This window comes from Phycicoccus sp. CSK15P-2 (genome assembly GCF_016888005.1).
Lineage (GTDB): Bacteria > Actinomycetota > Actinomycetes > Actinomycetales > Dermatophilaceae > Phycicoccus.
Genome location: NZ_JAFDVE010000009.1, coordinates 213,128 through 233,381, shown reverse-complemented (window position 1 = coordinate 233,381; position 20,254 = coordinate 213,128). Strand labels below are relative to the sequence as shown.

The window sequence follows — 20,254 nt, the reverse complement described above, 5'->3', positions numbered from 1 at the left end:
CCGTAGCCTGACCGCGTGTCGACGCCAACGGGACGGGGGGCCCTCGCCCGCGGAGCAGGCCTCGTGGCCCTCGGCATGACGGCGATGAACGTCGCGGCCTACGCCTTCACGCTCCTCGCCGCTCGGCGGCTGGGCCCGTCCGAGTACTCGGTGGTCGCGGCCCTCATGGGCGTCGTCGTCGTCGTCAACGTGCTTGCACTCGGTGTCCAGGCCACCACCGCCCGACGGGTGGCAGTGGCCGGTCCGGACGCCGACCCCGGGCCCCTCGTCGCCGCGGGCCATCGCGCGGCCCTGCTCCTCGGCGTCCTGTGCCTCGCCCTCTCCCCGGTCGCGACACTGGCGTTCCGCCTGGAGTCGTGGCTCACGGCGGCCACGGTCGCGGTGACCGCCGCGGCGCTCACCGTCACCGGTGTCCGGCTCGGACTGGCGCAGGGGCGGCATGAGTGGCGCCGCTTCGCCGTGGTCAGCCTGTCCCTGGGGCTCGGGCGGGCGCTCGTCGGCGGGGCCGTCCTGTGGCTGTGGCCGTCGGCCCTCGGCGCGATGGTGGGGGTGGCTCTCGGGGCCCTCGTGCCGGTCGCCGTCGGGCTCGTGCTCGTCGACGCCCCGGGGGCGACGGCCGGCGGCGACCGGGCCGGAGTGCTCCGCGAGGTGCTGCACGACTCGCACACCCTGCTCGCCTTCTTCACTCTGACCCAGGTCGACGTCTTCGCAGCGCGGGCCATCCTGCCGACGGAGGACTCCGGGCTGTACGCCGCCGGGATCATCGTCACCAAGGCCGTGTTGTTCCTCCCGACCTTCGTGACGGTGCTCGCGTACCCCACGCTCGCCCGTCGTGCGGGAGGCCGTCACCTGCACCACCTCGGCCTCCTCGTCGTGCTGGGGATCGGCCTCGCCGCGGTCCTCGGGGTGCTGGCCCTGCCCGGTGGCGCCCTGGCCTTCGTCGGCGGCCCCGCCTACGCCGCGGTGCGCGGAGACCTGTGGCTGTTCGCCGTGCTCGGGACGGTCACGGCGATGGTGCAGCTGCTGGTCCAGACCGCGCTGGCGCGCGGGCACCGGTCGGCCGTGGCCTGGGTGTGGGGCGCGCTGGCGGCCGTGGCCGCCGGGCTGGTGGCCGTGGACGACCGGCACACCCTGCTGCTCGTCGTGCTCGCCGTGGACGTCACGCTCCTCGCCGTGCTGCTCGCCGTCACCTGGACCGACGAGCCGGTCGTCGCGCCCGAGGCGGACGACGCCCTCGCGGATGCCCTGGCCGCGGCCGAGGGGGCCGAGCCACCGGAGCCCGGCACCGAGGGCCGCAGCACGGGGTGACGCTCAGTGCGCGGCGTCGTGCCAGGACCGGCCGGCGCCCACGCTGACGTCGAGCGGCACGTCCAGCTCGACCGCCGAGCCCATCTCCCGGCGGACCAGCGCCTCGACGTCCTCCCGCTCGCCCGGTGCGACCTCGAGGACGAGCTCGTCGTGCACCTGGAGGAGCATCCGGCTGCTCGCGCCGGCCTCGCGCAGGGCGCGGTCGACTCCCTTCATCGCCAGCTTGATGATGTCCGCCGCCGACCCCTGGATCGGGGCGTTGAGGGCCATCCGCTCGGCTCCCTCGCGGCGCTGCCGGTTGTCGCTCATGAGGTCCGGCAGGTAGCGGCGCCGGCCGAGCATCGTCGCCGTGTACCCCGTGGCGCGAGCCTCGGCCACGACCTCCTGGAGGTAGTCGCGCACCCCGCCGAACCGGGCGAAGTACTCGTCCATGAGGCCCTGTGCCTCACCCGTGCCGATCGTCAGCTGCTTGGACAGCCCGAACGCGGACAGCCCGTACGCGAGCCCGTAGCTCATCGCCTTGACCTTGCTGCGCATCTCGAGCGTGACGTCCTCCGGCTCGACCCCGAAGACCCGGGCCCCGACGAAGCGGTGGAGGTCCTCACCGGTGCGGAACGCCTCGATGAGCCCCTCGTCGCCGGAGAGGTGGGCCATGATCCGCATCTCGATCTGGCTGTAGTCGGCGCTCATCAGCGACTCGTAGCCCTCGCCGACGACGAAGACCTCGCGGATCCGGCGCCCCTCCTCGGTGCGGATCGGGACGTTCTGGAGGTTGGGGTCGGTGGACGACAGCCGACCCGTCGCGGCGATCGTCTGCAGGTAGGTCGTGTGGATCCGGCGGTCCGGCGCCACCGACTTGATGAGTCCCTCGACGGTCACCCGCAGCCGGCTCGTGTCGCGGTGCCGCAGCAGGGCCTCGAGGAACGGGTGCTCGGTCTTGACGAAGAGGTCGGCCAGGGCGTCGGCGTCGGTCGTGTACCCCGTCTTGGTGCGCTTGGTCTTCGGCATGCCCAGCTGGTCGAAGAGCACCTCCTGGAGCTGCTTGGGGCTCCCGAGGTTGACGTCCTCCCGGCCGATCGCGTCGTAGGCGTCCTGCTGCGCCTGGCGCATCTTGCCCGCGAAGTCGGCCTCGAGCGCGGTGAGGGCGTCCTCGTCGACCGCGATCCCGGTGCGCTCCATCTCCGCGAGGATGTCGACGAGCGGCAGCTCGAGACCGGCGAGGAGGTCGGTGCCACCGGTCTCCTCGAGCCGCTCGGCGAGCACACCGGAGAGCTCGAGGACGGCCCGGGCCCGGACCATGGCGTCGCGCTCGGCGGTGTCGTCGTCGGTCTCGAAGTCGAGCGTCCCCTGCCGCCCCTGGTCGCCGGTCTCGGCGGCGTCCGCGGTGAGCTCGCGGCCGAGGTGGCGCACGACGAGGTCCTCGAGGTCGTAGGAGCGTTGGTCGGGCCGGACGAGGTAGGCCGCCAGCGCGGTGTCGCTGACCACCCCCCGGACGGTCATCCCGCGCGTCGAGAGCGCCTGCACCTGGGGCTTGGCGTCGTGCAGGACCTTCGGTGCGTCCGGGTCCTGGAGCCAGGCGGCGAGGGCCCCCTCCTGCTCGGGGGTCAGCGCCGCGAGGTCGACGTAGGCGGTGCTGCCGTCCTCGCCGGCCAGCACGGCGGCGGTGGCCTCGCCCTCACCCGCGCGGTACCGACCCACGACGACCAGCCCGTGCGGCTGCCGCGCGGCCGCACTGCCGAGCCGGGCCAGGAGGTCGTCGACGCCGAGGATCTCGCCGTCGAGCTCGAAGCCGCCCTCGACCTCGTCGGACTGGGCGTCGAAGGTCTGGAAGAGGCGGTCGCGCAGGACCCGGAACTCGAGCCCGTCGAAGACGGTGTGGACCTCCTCGCGGTCCCACGACGCGCGTTGGAGGTCGGTGACCGAGAGCGGGAGCTCGAGGTCGTCGACGAGCCGGTTGAGCCGCCGGTTGCGCAGGACGTCGTCGAGGTGGGTGCGCAGGTTCTCGCCCGCCTTGCCCTTGATCTCGTCGACATGGGCGACGACGCCCTGCAGGTCCCCGTAATGCCCGAGCCACTTCGCCGCCGTCTTCGGGCCCACGCCGGGGACGCCGGGCAGGTTGTCGCTGGACTCCCCGACGAGCGCGGCGAGGTCGCTGTAGCGGCCCGGCGGGACGAGGTACTTCTCCTCGACCGCCGCCGGGTCCATCCGCCACACCTCGGAGACCCCGCGGACGGGGTACAGCAGCGTCACCTTCTCGGTGACGAGCTGGAAGGCGTCGCGGTCGCCGGTGCAGACGACGACCTCGCCGCCGGCGTCGACGGCCTGCTTCGTCAGCGTGGCGATGACGTCGTCGGCCTCGTAGCCCTCCACGCCGACGTGCCGGATCCGCAGGGCGTCGAGCACCTCGCGCATGAGCGGCAGCTGGCTGGAGAACTCGGGCGGGGTCTTGGACCTCCCGGCCTTGTACTCGCTGTACTCCTCGAGCCGGAAGGTCTGCCGGGAGACGTCGAACGCGACGCCGACGTGGGTGGGCGCCTCGTCCCGCAGGACGTTGATGAGCATCGCCGTGAAGCCGTACACCGCGTTGGTGTTCTGGCCGGTGCTCGTCGAGAAGTTCTCGACCGGGAGGGCGAAGAACGCCCGGTAGGCCAGCGAGTGTCCGTCGAGGAGGAGGAGCTTCACGCGTGGCAGCCTAACGACCATGACCGACAGCACGGACCTCCTGTCAGCGGTGCAGCGGATGCGAGAGCTGAACCCCGACTCGCTGATGGAACGGATGGGCATCGAGTTCGTCGAGGCCTCCGCCGAGCGGCTCGTCGCGACGATGCCGGTGGCGGGCAACACCCAGCCCTACGGGCTGCTGCACGGGGGCGCGTCGGTGGTCCTGGCCGAGACCCTGGGGTCCGTCGGCGCGGCGCTGCACGCCGGCCCGGGGCGGGCGGTCGTCGGTCTCGACATCAACGCCACCCACCACCGTGCGGCGCGCTCGGGACACGTCACCGGGACCGCCGTCCCGATCAGCCTGGGCCGTACGGTGGTCTGCTACGAGGTCGTCGTCACGGACGAGGACGGCCGCCGGACGTGCACCTCACGCATCACCTGCCTGGTCCGGGACAGCGCGCCCGGTTCCTGACGCCGACCTCAGCAGAGCCTGGCGCGGAGGTCAAGAGAGTCCCTGGTGGAGGTCAGGGAACGGTCAAGCCGTCCGGCTCGCCGTCCTTTCGTCGGCGCCGATCTGGCTGAACGGGCGAGGTCCCGGGGCCCGTTACCCCGGAGCATCGATGCCGTGAGTCCCGCGGCCCTTCCACGACGCACGTCGTTCCTGGCAGCACTGTCCTCCGTGCTCCCGTACGACCCGCCCGTATCGGCGACCGTCGCCCTCCGCACGGCGGGGGCAACGGCCGATGCCCGCCCGGTCGCCGACACCGACACCGCTGCCGGCCCGCCCCCCGCGAGCAACGTCCCGGACCCGTCCCACCCGCTCGAGGACCCGGCACCCTCCGCCAAGGCCGTCGACGCGGCCTACCGTCCGCGGGCCGCCGTCCCGACGTGGATCCCGGCGAGGATCACGAGCCCGCGCGGTGCGTCGGTGGGCGTGCCCACCGCCCAGCCGACGTCCTCGACGAGCGTGGGTCTCGCTCGGCTGGTCGCCTCGAGGGCGAGCTGGGGGGCCACCCCCCAGCTCGTCGCGGACATCCGCGCGTCCGGCGCCACGGCCTGGATCGACGCCCAGCTCGCCCCGTCCAGCAAGGTCCCGGACACCGAGGTCGACGCGCTCGTCGCCAAGGAGTGGCCCCGGCTGAAGCTCCAGACCTGGGAGGTCCGCGACCAGTACCACCCCAGCTCCACGGGCGACCTCGGCGTCGACGTCATCGCGGCCTACGTCGCCCGGGCCGTGTGGTCCAAGCGTCAGCTGCTCGAGGTCATGGTCGACTTCTGGACCAACCACCTCGTCGTCACCGCACCCTGGGGCGAGGCCTGGGACTCGGTGCACCGCTTCCACATCGACGTCGTCCGCAAGCACGCCCTCGGCCGGTACGCCGACATGCTCGTCGCGTCGGCGAAGCATCCGGCGATGCTCAACCAGCTCGACAACGCCTCCTCGACCAAGCGCTCCCCCAACGAGAACTACGGCCGAGAGCTCCTCGAGCTGCACACCGTCGGCGTGGACGGCGGCTACGCCGAGTCCGACATCCGCCGCTCGGCCCTCGTGCTCACCGGGCTGTCGACCGAGCGCGAGTCCGGTGAGTACCTGTACCGCCACATCCGCCACCACCGGGGCGCGGTATCTCTGCTCGGCTGGTCGGACGGCAACGCGTCGGCCTACGGCGAGCCCGTCGCCACGTCGTACCTCGTCCACCTCGCCCGGCACCCCCGCACCGCCCGTCGGATCGCGACCAAGCTGGCCGTCCGGTTCGTGTCGGACACGCCACCGAGCTCGCTCGTGGACCGGCTGGCCAAGGTCTACCTCGACAACGACACGAAGATCGCGCCCGTCGTCCGCGCCCTGCTCACCTCCTCGGAGTTCGCCGCCTCCGCGGGCAAGAAGACCAAGCGCCCCCTCGAGAACATCATCTCGACCGCGCGGGTCCTCGGGGTGCGACCGGGCCCGGACACCGCCGACTGGCTCGGCGGCCTCGTGTGGACGGCCAAGCGCGCCGGCCAGGCGCCGATGGGCTGGCCCGCACCGAACGGCTACCCGGACGTCGCCGGGGCGTGGGCAGGCGCCGGGGCCGTCCTCACGGCGTGGAACTGGCACATGAGCCAGTGCTGGGAGGTGGGCTCGGACACTCCCCGGGTCACCTACCCACCCCTCCGCTCCCTGCTGCCCGCCACGCTCCCGGCCACCCACGGACAGCTCGTCGACGCCCTCGCCACCCGCCTCGTCGGCGCGCCCCTCCCGGCCGCCAAGCGCGACGCCGTCTGCGCGTTCGTCGAGCGGACCGCGGCCTCGCCGCTCAAGGCCAGCGACCCGGCGGCCTCGTGGCGGCTGCCCTACCTCGTCGCCCTCGTCCTCGACACTCCTGAGTTCGCAACCCGCTGAGGCCCCCGATGACCGACCTCTCCCCCGCCCCTGCCGAGCCCGTGCTCGGCCCGGACCCCACCCACCAGGGCTGTGGCTGCTCCGAGTACGACGCCGCCGCACGGCAGCTGAGCCGCCGCGGGGTCCTGGGCGGTGCCACCGCGCTCGGCGCGGCCGCGGCGACCGTCAGCGCGGTCGCCGGCGCCCCGGACGCCGCCGCGACGACCCGGCTGACCTTCGCCGACGCGGGGTACACCGGCGACACGCTCGTCGTGCTGTCCCTGCGCGGTGGGTTCGACGGGTTGTCCGCCGTCGTCCCGGTCACCGAGGACGCGTACTACTCGGCGCGGCCGAACATCGCCGTCCCGAAGAACGCCACGCTCCAGCTGGACTCCCGTTTCGGGCTGCACCCTGCGCTGTCCCCGCTGCACTCGCTCTACCGGGCCGGCAAGCTCGCGGTCGTCCACGCCGTGGGTCAGCCGAACCCGACCCGCTCGCACTTCACCGACATGGACGAGATGGAGCGCGCCGCCCCGGGCTCGTCGCTGCGCAGTGGATGGCTGGACCGGATGGTGGGAGCCACGACGACCCCCGGGCCGTTCGCCGGAAGCGCCATCGGCAAGACCACCGCGCCTCGCTCCTTCCTCGGCGACACCCCAGAGCTAGCCCTCGGCGACGTCGACTCCTTCAGCCTCGCCGCGACGTGGAACGACACCGAGCTGGCCCGGTGGCGCACGGCCCTGGCCGCCCTGTACGAGGGCGCACCGCCGGTGTACTCGGTCCCGGCGCGCAGCACCCTCGATGCGCTGGAGACCACGAGCTCCCTCAAGACGGCCGGCTACGCCCCCGCGAACGGCGCGAGCTACCCGAAGGGCGACCTCGGGGACGCCTTGCGCGAGACCGCGCGGCTCGTCAAGGCGGGCGTCGGCCTGCGCGCCGTCACGGTCGACTCCGGCAACTGGGACATGCACGCCGACCTGGGTCGCAGCGACAGCGGCTGGATGAAGGACCAGCTGACCACCGTCGGCAAGGCCCTCGCGGCGTTCATGACCGACCTCGGGTCGGCGGCCGACAAGGTCACGGTCGTCACGCTCTCCGAGTTCGGACGACGGCTCGCCGAGAACGGCTCGGGCGGGCTCGACCACGGCAACGGCAACGTCTCGTTCGTCCTCGGTGGCGGGGTGCGCGGCGGCACGGTGTACGGCGCCTGGCCCGGCCTGTCGGAGGGTGCCCTCGTCGCGGGGGACCTCGCGGCCACGACCGACTACCGCTCCGTGCTCGGCGAGATCCTCGAGAAGCGCTGTGGCCTCACGGCGTCGACCGTCCTCCCCGGGCTGCCCTCGGCCCGCCTCGGCCTGGTCAAGGCCCGCTGACCGGCTGTCGGTCCCACCGGCGCGGGAGGTGCTGGGCGGGCCACGATCCGGGCCTCCAGGACGCCGGGCTCTCCCGGAGCGTCAGTCGCGGGCGGCGTCGCGATGCACCGGCTGGTCCTCACCGATCGCGACCAGGACGGCGTGCAGCGACGACGAGGCATCCCGCACGGCCTGGGTGTCGGCCTCGGAGAGCACGGCAGCGATCGCCGCCGCGACCTCCTGCGCGGTGCGGCGAGCCACACCACGGCCCCGGGGGGTGAGCCGGACGAGGCGCCCACGGGCGTCCTGCTCACCGGGGTCCACGGTGCGCGAGATCAGCCCCTCCTGCTGGAGCCGGCGGAAGATGTTGCTCAGTCCCCCGGTCGTCAGCAGCAGGCGGCTCGACAGCGCCCGTGGCCGAGCGCCGACCCCGCCGAACTCGACGAGCGCGGCCAGGACGTCGAACTCGGCCCTGGACAGACCGTGCGACCGAAGGGTCCCCACGACCTGCCGGTCCACGACCACGTGCGTCCGTAGGACGTGCTGCGCGAGCCGGACAGCCTCTTCCCGGCGATCGACCTCCACCTGCCGAGCGTAGCCGAACCGCCTGATACCTTTTGGAAAAGGTATCTGAGGAGGATCCGTGATCACTGTCATCGAGAACGCCCGCGTCTTCGACGGGGCGACCTGGAACGAGCCACACCGGGTGGCGATGGACGGCCCCGTCATCGTGGCTCACGCCGGCCCCGCCGACGTGGTGGTCGACGCGGCCGGCGGCACTCTGCTGCCCGGTCTCGTCGACGCCCACATGCACACGGTCTCCGGCCGTCCCGACCTCGAGCAGCTGGTCCGGTGGGGCGTCACCACCGGCCTGGACATGGCCGCCTGGCCCGCCGAGTTCGTGGACCGGTCGCGCTCCGAGGCCGGAGTCGCTCAGATCTTCAGCGCCACGATCCCTGCGGTCGGGCCCGGAGGCAACCACGCCCGGCTCCCCGGGTTCCCGGCCGAGGGTGTCGTCACGACCCCCGAGGAAGGGTGCGCCTTCGTCGCCCGGCGGGTCGCCGACGGTGCCGACTACGTCAAGATCGTCACGGAGGCCGCACCGCCGGCCGGGATGACCCAGCAGACGGTGGACGCCATCGTCCACGCCGCTCACACAGCGGGGCTCCTCGTCGTGGCGCACTCGGTCACGACGGGTGCGTTCGATGTCGCCATCGCGGCCGGAGTGGATGTCAGCACGCATGCTCCCCTGGACGCGGTTCTCGACGACCGAACGGTGCAGCGGATGGTCGAGGCGGGCATGGTCTCCGTTCCGACCCTCACGATGATGCGTGGCACCGCGGAGCGGTATGCCGCCGCCGGGCTGCGGTACGAGCACGCCCGCGCGACGGTGGCGAAGCTCCACGCAGCAGGCATTCCACTGCTCGTCGGCACGGACTCGAACTCGGCGCCGGCGACGCCCTTCGCGCCCCGGCACGGCGAGTCCCTCCATGACGAGATGCAGCTCTTGCTCGAGGCAGGGCTGTCGCCGACCGAGATCCTGGCCGCGGCCACCTCTGGTCCGGCGCGACACTTCGGACTCGAGGACCGCGGACGGATCGCCCCGGGCCGCCGGGCCGACCTCCTGCTCGTCGACGGCGACCCCACCGTCGACCTTGCGTGCACCCGCAGCATCCGCGCCGTGTGGCTGGCCGGAGAACGTGTGCGATGAGCGAACCCGACGGTGCACGGTGCGGGGACGACGAGTCCTTACTCGCTGCCGAGGCCGTCTCGTGGCACGTCGCCCCGGCCGACGTACGGGGCCGCCTCAGGCCGAGCGCGACGGCTCGAACGCGCGCTGCTTGAGGTTGCGCCGGCGGCGGCTGAGCTCGATGCCGGTGTCGGCGGTCTCGGGGGTGAGCCGGCGGCGCAGCACCCCGGTGGGGACGACCCGGCGGGTCACGGCGGACCCGAACCCCAGCCGTGCGAAGAAGCGGTTGGCCTCCCGGCTCGCGGTGGGCACGTTCGAGACGACCGTGTCGCAGCCGGCTCGCTCCGCGGCCCCGAGAACGGCCGTGAGCAGTGCCTTGGCCACGCCGTGGCGGCGCGCCTCCGCACACACGAAGAGCTGCTCGACGGCGACCTCCGGCGTGGGACTCAGCCCGAACGGGTTCTCCGTCGTGATGGCGTAGCCCACGGGCGTGCCCTCGAAGCGGGCCACGAAGGCGGTGACTCCGGGCCGCCGCAGCGCCTTCGCGAGACGGCCGTCGGCGATGGTGCGCTCACAGATGTCGCGGCGCATCCCCTCGTCCATCCGCGACTCGAGCCAGAGCGCCGTGATCACCTGCAGGTCCTCACCGACCGGCGTGACCTCGACGGGTCGACGTCCCACTTCGGCTCCTCTGCTCCACGCACCCGACTGCTCCAGGTGCCGACGCCCCGGACACTATGCCCAGGGCCGTCGGCCGCGGAAGGGGGGTTGGCACCACCATTTCCGCCCGCGACGAACGCCGGTCGGGTCAGGCCTTGTCCATGCCGGCGATGACCGCGTCGGCGACCTCGCGCATGCCCATCCGGCGGTCCATCGCGGTCTTCTGGATCCACCGGAAGGCGTCGGCCTCGCTGATCTTCAGCTTGCTCATGAGCACACCCTTGGCGCGGTCGACGGCCTTGCGGGTCTCGAGGCGCTCGCCGAGGTCGGCGACCTCGTCCTCGAGCGCCTTGAGCTCGGACCACCTCGAGAGCGCGATGTCGAGGGCCGGCGTGACGTCGCTCGCGGTGAACGGCTTGACGACGTAGGCCATGACGCCCGCGTCACGGGCCCGCTCGACGAGCTCGGTCTGGCTGAAGGCGGTGAGCATGACGACGGGGCAGATGCGCTCGTCACCGATCGTCTCGGCCGCGGTCAGGCCGTCCATGACCGGCATCTTGACGTCCATGATGATGATGTCCGGGGTCAGTGACCGGGCCATCTCGACGGCCTGCTCGCCGTCGCCGGCCTGGCCGACGACGTCGTAGCCCGCCTCTCGGAGCATCTCCGCGAGGTCGAGGCGGATGATCGCCTCGTCCTCGGCGACGAGGACCCGTTTGCGGGCGGCGGTGGTGGGTGCGCTCTCACTCATGTGCCGGGAGCGGGACTCGAACCCGCACGCCCTCGCGGGCAGAGCATTTTGAGTGCTCCGTGTCTGCCGTTCCACCACCCCGGCCTGGGAGCTGTCAGCATAGCGACGCGTTCCTGCCGTCTCTCAGCCGTGTCCGTGTGCGGCGACGTCCATGTACGCCGGTGCCACGCGGTTCTTCGCGTCCCCGATCCTGTGGACCCGCAGCGCGTTCGTCGAGCCCGGGATCCCGGGCGGAGAGCCGGCGACGATGACGACACTGTCGCCCTCCTTCACCCGGCCGATCGACAGCAGGAGCTCGTCGACCTGCATCGCCATCTCGTCGGTGTGCCGCACCTGCGGGACGAGGAAGGTCTCGACACCCCACGTGAGGGCCAGCTGGCTGCGGGTGGACTGGTTCGGGGTGAACGCGAGCATCGGGATCCGGGGCCGCACGCGCGCCAGCCGCTTCGGGCTGCCACCGCTCTCGGTGAAGGTGATGAGGAACTTCACCCCGAGCAGCTCGCCGATCTCGGCGGCCGCGGCCGTGACCGCGCCCCCCTTGGAGTTGGGGCGGGTGCCGAGCGCACGGATCCGGTGCAGGCCGTGGGTCTCGGTGTTCTCGATGATCGAGGCCATCGTGCGGACCGCGGCGAACGCGTGCTTCCCGACGCTGGTCTCCCCCGACAGCATGAGCGCATCGGCGCCGTCGAGGACCGCGTTGGCCGCGTCGGAGGCCTCGGCCCGGGTCGGCCGGCTGTTCGCGATCATCGACTCGAGCACCTGGGTGGCGACGATGACCGGCTTGGCCCGACGGCGGGCGATCTCGCAGGCGCGCTTCTGGACGAGCGGCACCTGCTCGAGCGGCATCTCGACGCCGAGGTCACCGCGGGCCACCATGACGCCGTCGAAGGCCCGGATGATCTCGTCCAGGTTGTCGACCGCCTGGGGCTTCTCGATCTTCGCGATGACCGGCAGCCGCAGCCCCTCCTCGTCCATGATCTCGTGGACCCGGCGGATGTCGTCGGCCTCCCGGACGAAGCTCAACGCGATCATGTCGACCTGCGTGCGCAGCGCCCACCGCAGGTCCTCCTCGTCCTTCTCGGACAGTGCCGGCACGGAGACCGCGACGCCCGGCAGGTTGATGCCCTTGTTGTTGCTCAGCGGCCCGCCCTCGAGGACCTGGCACACGACGTCGGTCTCACTGACCTCGGTGGCGATGAGGCAGAGCTTCCCGTCGTCGATGAGGATGCGGTCGCCGGGCTTGACGTCACCCGGCAGGCCGTCGTACGTCGTCCCCACCTCGTCCTGGTCGCCCGGCACGTCCCGCGTCGTGATCGTGAAGGTGGCGCCCTTCTCGAGCGTGATCGGCCCGTCGGCGAAGCGCCCTGTGCGGATCTTCGGGCCCTGGAGGTCCGCGAGGACACCTACCGCGCGCCCCACGAGGTCACCCGCCGCCCGGACGTCCGAGTAGACCTGCGCGTGGTCGGCGTGCGACCCGTGGCTCAGGTTGAGACGGGCGACGTCCATCCCGGCCCGGACGAGCTCGCGGAGGTTCTCCGCGGACGACGTGGCAGGGCCCAGGGTGCAGACGATCTTGGCGCGACGCATGGCTCGAACCCTATCGGTGGGAGCGCGCTCACCGTGACCCGGGTCACAGGTCGGCCGGCGCCCCTCAGGCGGTCAGCGGACGGTCCGTCGGGTTGACCGGACGGGGCAGCCTGGAGGGCTTGTGCATGAGCCACGAGTCGACCTCGTGCGCCACCGACCGGCCCTCCGCGATGGCCCACACGATGAGCGACTGGCCACGCCCGGCGTCACCGGCGACGAACACGCCCGGGACCGAGGACATGAAGTGCCCATCCCGTGCGACGTTGGTCCGCTCGTCCTTCTCGACGCCGAGCTGCTCGAGCAGTCCCTCCGGCTCCGGCCCGAGGAAGCCCATCGCCAGGAGGACCAGCTGGGCCGGGATCTCCCGCTCGGTGCCCTCGACCTTCTCGAAGCCGTTCTCACCGCGCTGCACCTCGTACAGGCGCAGCGCGCGGACCGTGCCGTCCTCGTCCCCGACGACCTCGCTGGTCGACGTGGCGTAGACGCGGTCGCCACCCTCCTCGTGCGCCGAGGCGACCCGGAACAGCATCGGGTACGTCGGCCACGGGTTGGCGTCGCTGCGGTCGGCCGGCGGCTGAGGCATGATCTCCAGGCTCGTGACCGACCGTGCGCCCTGGCGGTGCGCCGTACCGATGCAGTCCGCGCCGGTGTCGCCACCGCCGATGACGACGACGTCCTTGCCCTCGGCCGTGACCTGGCCCTCGACCTCCTGGCCGAGCGCGACCCGGTTGGCCGGCGGGAGGAAGTCCATCGCCTGCATGACGCCGTCGAGCTCGCGGCCCGGGACCGGCAGGTCCCGCGGGACGGTGGACCCGACGGCGACGACGACGGCGTCGAAGCGCTTCTTGAGGTCCGAGCCGGTGATGTCGTGGCCGACCGAGACGCCGGTGCGGAACCGGGTGCCCTCGGACTTCATCTGGGCGATGCGGCGGTCGAGGACCGCCTTCTCCATCTTGAACTCGGGGATGCCGTACCGCAGCAGCCCGCCCGGCTGGTCGGCCCGTTCGTAGACCGCCACGGTGTGGCCGGCGCGGGTCAGCTGCTGCGCCGCGGCGAGCCCGGCCGGGCCGGAGCCGACGACGGCGACGGTCTTCCCGGAGAGGCGCTCGGGCGCCTGCGGCAACACGATCCCGTTCTCGAAGGCACGGTCGATGGTCGTGACCTCGACCTGCTTGATCGTCACCGGGGGCTGGTTGATGCCGAGCACGCACGCCGACTCGCACGGCGCCGGGCAGAGCCGCCCGGTGAACTCCGGGAAGTTGTTCGTCGCGTGCAGCCGCTCGATGGCCTCGCGCCACTCGCCCCGTCGCGCGAGGTCGTTCCACTCGGGGATGAGGTTCCCAAGTGGGCAGCCGCTGTGGCAGAAGGGGATGCCGCAGTCCATGCAGCGGCCGGCCTGACGCTGGAGCTCGGGGACCGACTGCTCCTCGTAGACCTCCTTCCAGTCCCGGATCCGGACCGGGACGGGCCGGCGACGGGGCAGCTCCCGCTCACGCGTCGTGAGAAAGCCTCGGGGGTCAGCCACGGGACGCCTCCATGATCCGCTCCCACACCTGGGCGCCGTCGGGGTCGAGGCCCTCCACCTCCGCACCCGCCCGCACGTCGAGGACGCGCTGGTAGATGCGTGGGAGGACCAGGGTGAAGGCCGACCGGGCGGAGCCCCAGTCGGCGAGGAGCCGGGCCGCGACCGAGGAGTCGGTCCACCGCTGGTGGCGCTCGAGGAGGTCGTGCACGACGAGCTCGTCGTCGGGCCGCAGCGGCATGAGGTCGACGAGCTCGGGGTTGACCCGCGCGGGGTCGAGGTAGAGGACGTACCCGACGCCACCGGACATCCCGGCGGCGAGGTTGCGTCCGGTCGGGCCGAGGACGAGCGCGGTCCCACCGGTCATGTACTCGAGCCCGTGGTCGCCCACGCCCTCGACGACCGCGGTGGCACCGGAGTTGCGCACGCAGAAGCGCTCGCCCACGCGACCACGCAAGAAGAGCTCGCCGGAGGTCGCGCCGTAGGCGATGACGTTGCCGGCGATGACGTTCTCCTCGGCGACCAGGGCGGAGCCCGGCGCCGGCCGCACGACCACCCGCCCGCCGGAGAGACCCTTGCCGACGTAGTCGTTGGCGTCGCCCTCGAGCCGCAGCGTGATGCCCGCCGGGAGGAACGCCCCGAAGCTCTGCCCGGCCGAGCCGGTGAGCGTGAGGTCGACGGTGCCGTCCGGCAGCCCCTCGGGGTTGGCCTTGGTGACCTCGTGACCGAGCATCGTCCCGACCGTCCGGTTGACATTGCGGATGCCGAAGCGGGCGCGCACCGGCTCACCGTGGTCGATCGCGTCGCGCGCCGCAGCGATGAGCTGGTGGTCGAGCGCCTTCTCGAGGCCGTGGTCCTGGGCGACGCGGTGCCGCACTCCCGAGCCGTCCGGGCTCTCGACCCGGGTGAGGATCGGCGAGAGGTCCAGCCCGGAGGCCTTCCAGTGCTGCACGGCCTTGCTGACGTCGACGTGCTGGATCTGGCCGATGGCCTCCTCGACCGAGCGGAACCCCAGCGCCGCGAGGTGCTCGCGGACCTCCTCGGCGATGTACTCGAAGAAGGTCTCGACGAACTCGGGGGCGCCGGAGAAGCGGGCCCGCAGCTCGGGGTTCTGGGTGGCGATCCCGACGGGGCAGGTGTCGAGGTGGCACACCCGCATGAGGATGCAGCCCGAGACGACGAGCGGCGCCGTCGCGAAGCCGAACTCCTCGGCCCCGAGCAGCGCGGCGACGACGACGTCCCGGCCGGTCTTGATCTGTCCGTCGACCTGGACGACGATCCGGTCCCGCAGCCCGTTGAGGACGAGCGTCTGCTGGGTCTCGGCGAGGCCGAGCTCCCAGGGACCGCCCGCGTGCTTGAGCGAGGTGAGCGGCGAGGCGCCGGTCCCGCCGTCGTGGCCCGAGATGAGGACGACGTCGGCATGCGCCTTGCTGACACCCGCCGCGACCGTCCCGACGCCGATCTCGGAGACGAGCTTGACGTGGATGCGCGCCTCGGGGTTGGCGTTCTTGAGGTCGTGGATCAGCTGGGCGAGGTCCTCGATCGAGTAGATGTCGTGGTGCGGCGGCGGGCTGATGAGCCCGACCCCCGGCGTGGAGTGCCGGGTCTTGGCCACCCACGGGTACACCTTCGGGCCGGGCAGCTGGCCGCCCTCGCCGGGCTTGGCACCCTGGGCCATCTTGATCTGGATGTCGTCGCTGTGCGTCAGGTACATCGACGTCACGCCGAACCGGCCGGAGGCGACCTGCTTGATGGCCGAGCGCCGCTCGGGGTCGAGCAGCCGCTCGACGTCCTCGCCGCCCTCGCCGGTGTTGGAGCGCGCCTTGAGGCGGTTCATCGCGACGGCGAGGGTCTCGTGGGCCTCCTGGCTGATCGAGCCATAGCTCATGGCGCCGGTGGAGAACCGCTTGACGATCTCGGAGACCGGCTCGACCTCCTCGATCGGCACGGCCTCGCGCGGCTCCGCGCCACCGAGCTCGAACAGCCCGCGCAGCGTCATGAGGCGGCCGGACTGCTCGTCGATCCGGTGGGTGTACTGCTTGAAGACGTCGTAGCGGCGCTGGCGCGTGGCGTGCTGCAGCCGGAAGACCGTCTCGGGGTCGAACAGGTGCGGCTCGCCCTCGCGGCGCCACTGGTACTCCCCGCCGGTCATCAGCTTGCGGTGCGCCTGCCGGATGCCGTCCGGCGGGTAGGCCATGCCGTGCCGGGCAGCGGCCTCCGCCGCGAGCACGCCGAGCCCGACCCCGCCGAGCTGGGTGACGGTCCCCGTGAAGAACTCGTCGACGAGCTCCTGGGACAGCCCGATGGCCTCGAACACCTGCGCGCCCCGGTACGAGGCGACGGTGGAGATGCCCATCTTCGACATCACCTTGAGGACGCCCTTCCCGAGCGCCTTGATGAGGTTGGCGACGGCCGCCTCCTCCGTGACGTCGGTGATGTCGCCCCGACGCACCATGTCCTCGACGGTCTCCATCGCGAGGTACGGGTTGATGGCGGCCGCGCCGTAGCCGACGAGGAGCGCCACGTGGTGGACCTCGCGGACGTCTCCGGCCTCGACGATGAGCCCGACCTGGGTACGGGTCTTCTCGCGGATGAGGTGGTGGTGCACGGCCGAGGTGAGCAGCAGCGACGGGATCGGCGCGGTGTCGCGGTCGGAGTCGCGGTCGGAGAGGACGACGAACCGGGCGCCCTCCTCGATCGCCGCCGAGACCTCGGCGAAGATCTCGTGGAGCCGCGCGCGCAGCGCGTCCTCGCCACCGCTGACGTCGTACGTGCCGCGGACGACGACCGTGCCGAACCCGGGGAGGTCGCCGTCGGCGTTGATGTGCACGATCTTCGCGAGCTCGTCGTTGTCGATGACCGGGAACGGCAGCACCACCTGGCGGGCGTGCGCGGGGTTGGAGTCGAGGAGGTTGCCCTCGGGCCCGACGGCGCTCGCCAGCGAGGTGACGAGCTCCTCGCGGATGGCGTCCAGCGGCGGGTTCGTCACCTGCGCGAACAGCTGGGTGAAGTAGTCGAAGACGAGCCGGGGGCGGTCGGACAGCACGGCGATCGGGCTGTCGGTGCCCATCGAACCGAGCGCCTCGGCCCCGGTGCGCGCCATCGGGGCGAGGATGATCTTGAGCTCCTCCTCGGTGTACCCGAAGGTGCGCTGGCGGCGCGCGACCGAGGCGGCGGTGTGCACGATGTGCTCGCGGTCGGGCAGGTCCGGCAGCCCGATGAGACCGGCGTGCAGCCACTCCTCGTACGGGTGCTCGCCGGCGAGGGTCGACTTGATCTCCTCGTCGCTGATGATCCGGCCGGCCTCGGTGTCGACGAGGAACATCCGGCCCGGCTGGAGACGGCCGCGGCGGACCACGTTCTCGGGTTCGAGGTCGAGGACACCGGCCTCGGAGGCGAGGACGACGAGCCCGTCGTCGGTGACCCAGTAGCGTCCGGGCCGGAGCCCGTTGCGGTCGAGGACCGCCCCGACGAGGGTGCCGTCGGTGAAGCACACGGCAGCGGGCCCGTCCCAGGGCTCCATGAAGGTCGAGTGGAACTCGTAGAAGGCCCGGCGGGCCGGGTCCATCGAGGCGTGGTTCTCCCAGGCCTCCGGGATCATCATGAGGACCGCGTGCGGCAGCGAACGTCCGCCGAGGTGGATGAGCTCGAGGACCTCGTCGAACGAGGCGGAGTCGGACGCGTCCGGAGTGCAGATCGGCGAGAGCCGGGAGAGGTCGCCGGGCAGCACGTCGGAGGCGAGCTGGCTCTCGCGGGCGTGCATCCAGTTGCGGTTGCCCTTCATCGTGTTGATCTCGCCGTTGTGCGCGATGAGGCGGTACGGGTGGGCCAGCGGCCAGCTCGGGAAGGTGTTCGTGGAGAACCGGGAGTGGACGAGCGCGAGCTCGGTGGTGTACCGCTCGTCGGAGAGGTCGGGGAAGAACGGCTCGAGCTGCCCTGTGGTGAGCATCCCCTTGTAGACGATGGTGCGCGCCGAGAGGGACGGGAAGTAGATCTCGGCCTCGCGCTCGGCCCGCTTGCGCAGGGCGAAGACGACGCGGTCGAGCTCGATGCCGGACAGCCCGGAGTCGCTGCCGACGAAGACCTGGCGGAAGCACGGCATGGTGGCGCGGGCGGCCTCGCCCACGAGGTCCGGGGTGACCGGCACGTCCCGCCAGGCCAGCACCGTCAGGCCCTCGGCGTCCGCGATCTCCTCGACCCTGCGCTGTGCCTCCTCCCGGTCGGCCTCGTCGGTCGGGAGGTATGCCATGCCGGCCGCGTACTGCCCGGCGGGCGGGAGCTCGACGTCGACCACGGCCCGGAAGAAGGCGTCCGGGACCTGGGTGAGGATGCCGGCGCCGTCACCGACGAGCGGGTCGGCTCCGGTGGCACCGCGGTGGTCGAGGTTGCGCAGGGCGTCGAGTGCGTGGACGACGATGTCGTGCCCGGCAGTCCCCCGCATCGTGGCCACCATGGCGACGCCACACGCGTCGTGCTCGTGCGCACGGCGGTAGAGGCCGATATCGGCGGGCTGGGCGGAGAAGCTGGCGACGGACACGTCGCATCACCGTCCTCGGGGTCATCGGCCTCAGGGGCCGGTCACGGCAAGGTCAGGCGCGGACGACTGCGGCCACGTCGAGGCATGGTATCCGGTGGCTTCGTCGTCTTGCGATGCGAGCCGGCCTATCCCGCATCCTGGGACTCGGGCGACGGGTGCCGGACGTCGGAACGCGCGGCTCGCCGTCCGGTGTACCAGAAGACCCACACGCCGAGGAAGAACACGAGGATGCTCGTCCAGACGTTGAGCCGCTGACCCAGCACGAGCTCAGCCTCGTCCGTGCGCATCTTCTCGACGATGACCCTCCCGACGGGATAGCCGGCGACGTAGAGGCCGAAGAGCTGTCCCGGCGCGAGCGAACGCCTCCGGTCCACGACGAGGAGGAACACCCCGAGCACGACGAGGAAGAGGAACTCGTACAGGAAGGTCGGGTGGAACGTCCCGACCACGACGGGGTCACCCGAGGCGTCGGTGACCGCGCGTCCGGACGCCTGGTCCCACTCGTGGATGGTCAGCCCCCACGGGACGTCGGTGGGCGCGCCGTAGAGCTCGTTGTTGAACCAGTTGCCCCAGCGGCCGAGCGCCTGGGCGAAGACGACGCCGGGCGCCCCGGCATCGGCGAAGGTCAGGAAGGACACCCCGGCCCGACGGCACCCGACCCAGGCGCCGAGCGCACCGAGGGAGATCGCGCCCCAGATCCCGAGGCCTCCGTTCCAGATCTTCAGGGCGTCGACGAGGTTGCCGCCCTCGCCGAAGTAGGGGTCGGGGGTGGTGATGACGTGGTAGATCCGGCCCCCGAGGATGCCTGCGACGACCGCGTACGCCGCGACGTCGAGGGAGACGCCGGGGTCGACCCCGCGGGTGGCGAGGCGACGCCCGGTGAGCCAGACGGCGAGGACGATGCCCGCGAGGATACAGAGGGCGTACGCGCGTAGCGTCAGCGGGCCGAGCTCGAGGGCTCCGACGGTGGGGCTGGGGAGGGATGTGGTCACAGGAGGCTCCGTGGCCCCGGGCACGGCCGGGGTCGACGGCTCACTTCGTGGCGTTCTCGACGGCCTGGGTGAACAGCTCGGGCGTGCCGATCGACGCGAGGTCCGTCATCTCCCCGTCGATCATCACCGTGGGGGTCCCGGTCACCTCGTCCTGGAAGCTCTGCTCCTCGACCGAGTTGACGTAGTCGGCGTACTTGTCGGCGTCGTAGCACTCCTGCCACGTCGTCAGCGCGTCACCGGTGATCCCGGAGGTCTCCGCGAAGCCTCGGAGCTGCTCGTCGGTGAAGCCGTCCCCCTCGGTGGGCTGGTTGGCGTACACCTGATCGTGGAACTCCTGGAACTTCCCCGCGTCGGCCGCGCAGAAGGCCGCGGACCCTGCCTTCGTGGACCACGTGTTCCCGAGGTTGTCGTCGAGGAAGTTCTTGATGTGGTAGACGAGCTCGATCCTGCCGGAGGACGCGAGGTCCTCGATCGTCGGGCCGAGCTGGTCCTCGAAGCCCTTGCAGGCGGGGCACTGGAAGTCCTCGTAGAGGTCGACGGTCGGTGCGCCGTCCACCACGGTCGCGTCGGAGAACGCGGGGTAGCCCGCTCCCAGCTCGCTCACGCCCGGGGGTACGGCGTTGCCGCCACCGGTGATCTGGTTCTTCTTGGACGTCTCCATCCAGATGACGCCACCGACCACCGCGATGATCGCGACCACCACGACGACGGTCGCCACGACGATCTTGTTGGCACCGGCACCCGACGACCTCTGCGCGGCCTGGATCTTGGCCTGGCGCGCGTTCGACGCCGCCTTGCCCTTCGCCTTGGTGGAGTTCTTGGCCATGGTGGT

General features: G+C 72.0%; 14 protein-coding genes and 1 tRNA gene. 5 read left to right on the top strand and 10 right to left on the bottom strand.

The genetic code is table 11. From position 1 onward, the window contains the following. Nucleotides 1–15: 15 nt before the first annotated feature. Entirely contained in the window at nt 16–1,308 is a 1,293-nt protein-coding gene (locus JQN72_RS05990) for a lipopolysaccharide biosynthesis protein (protein ID WP_204134243.1), read from the top strand. Between the two features lie 3 nt (nt 1,309–1,311). On the opposite strand, the gene polA is transcribed toward JQN72_RS05990, so the two are convergent. Then, nucleotides 1,312–4,011, bottom strand: a complete 2,700-nt coding sequence (gene polA / locus JQN72_RS05985; RefSeq protein ID WP_204134352.1) for a DNA polymerase I — start codon at nt 4,009–4,011, stop codon at nt 1,312–1,314. Between polA and JQN72_RS05980 the strand changes: the two genes are divergently transcribed. The 3 genes from JQN72_RS05980 to JQN72_RS05970 all read left to right on the top strand — a co-directional run bounded on the left by JQN72_RS05980 (nt 4,010) and on the right by JQN72_RS05970 (nt 7,704). Further along, nucleotides 4,010–4,441: a hotdog fold thioesterase gene (locus JQN72_RS05980; RefSeq protein WP_204134242.1), complete on the top strand. Its 432-nt coding sequence runs from the start codon at nt 4,010–4,012 to the stop codon at nt 4,439–4,441. The two genes, polA and JQN72_RS05980, sit on opposite strands and share 2 nt — an antisense overlap. A gap of 153 nt (nt 4,442–4,594) precedes the next feature. Further along, entirely contained in the window at nt 4,595–6,352 is a 1,758-nt protein-coding gene (locus tag JQN72_RS05975) for a DUF1800 domain-containing protein (protein WP_204134241.1), read from the top strand. An 8-nt stretch (nt 6,353–6,360) separates the two neighbouring features. Next, nucleotides 6,361–7,704 (top strand): DUF1501 domain-containing protein, encoded by a 1,344-nt coding sequence (locus JQN72_RS05970; protein ID WP_204134240.1) that lies wholly within the window; start codon nt 6,361–6,363, stop codon nt 7,702–7,704. Between the two features lie 81 nt (nt 7,705–7,785). Here the strand turns inward: JQN72_RS05970 and JQN72_RS05965 are convergent, their stop codons facing one another. Then, on the bottom strand, nt 7,786–8,268 hold the full coding sequence (locus tag JQN72_RS05965) for a MarR family winged helix-turn-helix transcriptional regulator (protein ID WP_204134239.1): 483 nt from the start codon (nt 8,266–8,268) through the stop codon (nt 7,786–7,788). Nucleotides 8,269–8,326: 58 nt separating this feature from the next. On the opposite strand from JQN72_RS05965, the gene JQN72_RS05960 reads away from it, so the two are divergent. After that, nucleotides 8,327–9,394 (top strand): amidohydrolase family protein, encoded by a 1,068-nt coding sequence (locus JQN72_RS05960; RefSeq protein WP_204134238.1) that lies wholly within the window; start codon nt 8,327–8,329, stop codon nt 9,392–9,394. A gap of 96 nt (nt 9,395–9,490) precedes the next feature. Here the strand turns inward: JQN72_RS05960 and JQN72_RS05955 are convergent, their stop codons facing one another. The 8 genes from JQN72_RS05955 to JQN72_RS05920 form a co-directional block, all read right to left on the bottom strand. Next, nucleotides 9,491–10,054: a GNAT family N-acetyltransferase gene (locus tag JQN72_RS05955; protein ID WP_204134237.1), complete on the bottom strand. Its 564-nt coding sequence runs from the start codon at nt 10,052–10,054 to the stop codon at nt 9,491–9,493. A 127-nt stretch (nt 10,055–10,181) separates the two neighbouring features. Then, complete coding sequence (locus JQN72_RS05950; protein WP_204134236.1) at nt 10,182–10,784, bottom strand: ANTAR domain-containing response regulator; 603 nt, start codon at nt 10,782–10,784, stop codon at nt 10,182–10,184. Between the two features lies 1 nt (nt 10,785). Further along, nucleotides 10,786–10,868, bottom strand: a tRNA-Leu gene (locus JQN72_RS05945). Between the two features lie 39 nt (nt 10,869–10,907). Continuing rightward, complete coding sequence (gene pyk / locus JQN72_RS05940; protein WP_204134235.1) at nt 10,908–12,371, bottom strand: pyruvate kinase; 1,464 nt, start codon at nt 12,369–12,371, stop codon at nt 10,908–10,910. Between the two features lie 64 nt (nt 12,372–12,435). Further along, complete coding sequence (locus tag JQN72_RS05935; protein ID WP_204134234.1) at nt 12,436–13,896, bottom strand: glutamate synthase subunit beta; 1,461 nt, start codon at nt 13,894–13,896, stop codon at nt 12,436–12,438. Then, a complete protein-coding gene (gltB, locus tag JQN72_RS05930; protein WP_204134233.1) occupies nt 13,889–18,430 on the bottom strand; it encodes a glutamate synthase large subunit in 4,542 nt (1,513 codons plus the stop codon). Before gltB ends, JQN72_RS05935 begins: the two co-directional genes overlap by 8 nt. 125 nt (nt 18,431–18,555) lie before the next feature. Continuing rightward, entirely contained in the window at nt 18,556–19,422 is an 867-nt protein-coding gene (gene lgt, locus JQN72_RS05925; protein ID WP_204134232.1) for a prolipoprotein diacylglyceryl transferase, read from the bottom strand. Between the two features lie 40 nt (nt 19,423–19,462). Continuing rightward, the gene (locus JQN72_RS05920; RefSeq protein ID WP_204134231.1) at nt 19,463–20,248 is read right to left on the bottom strand and encodes a thioredoxin domain-containing protein; all 786 of its coding nucleotides are present in this window, start codon (nt 20,246–20,248) and stop codon (nt 19,463–19,465) included. Nucleotides 20,249–20,254: the final 6 nt, after the last annotated feature.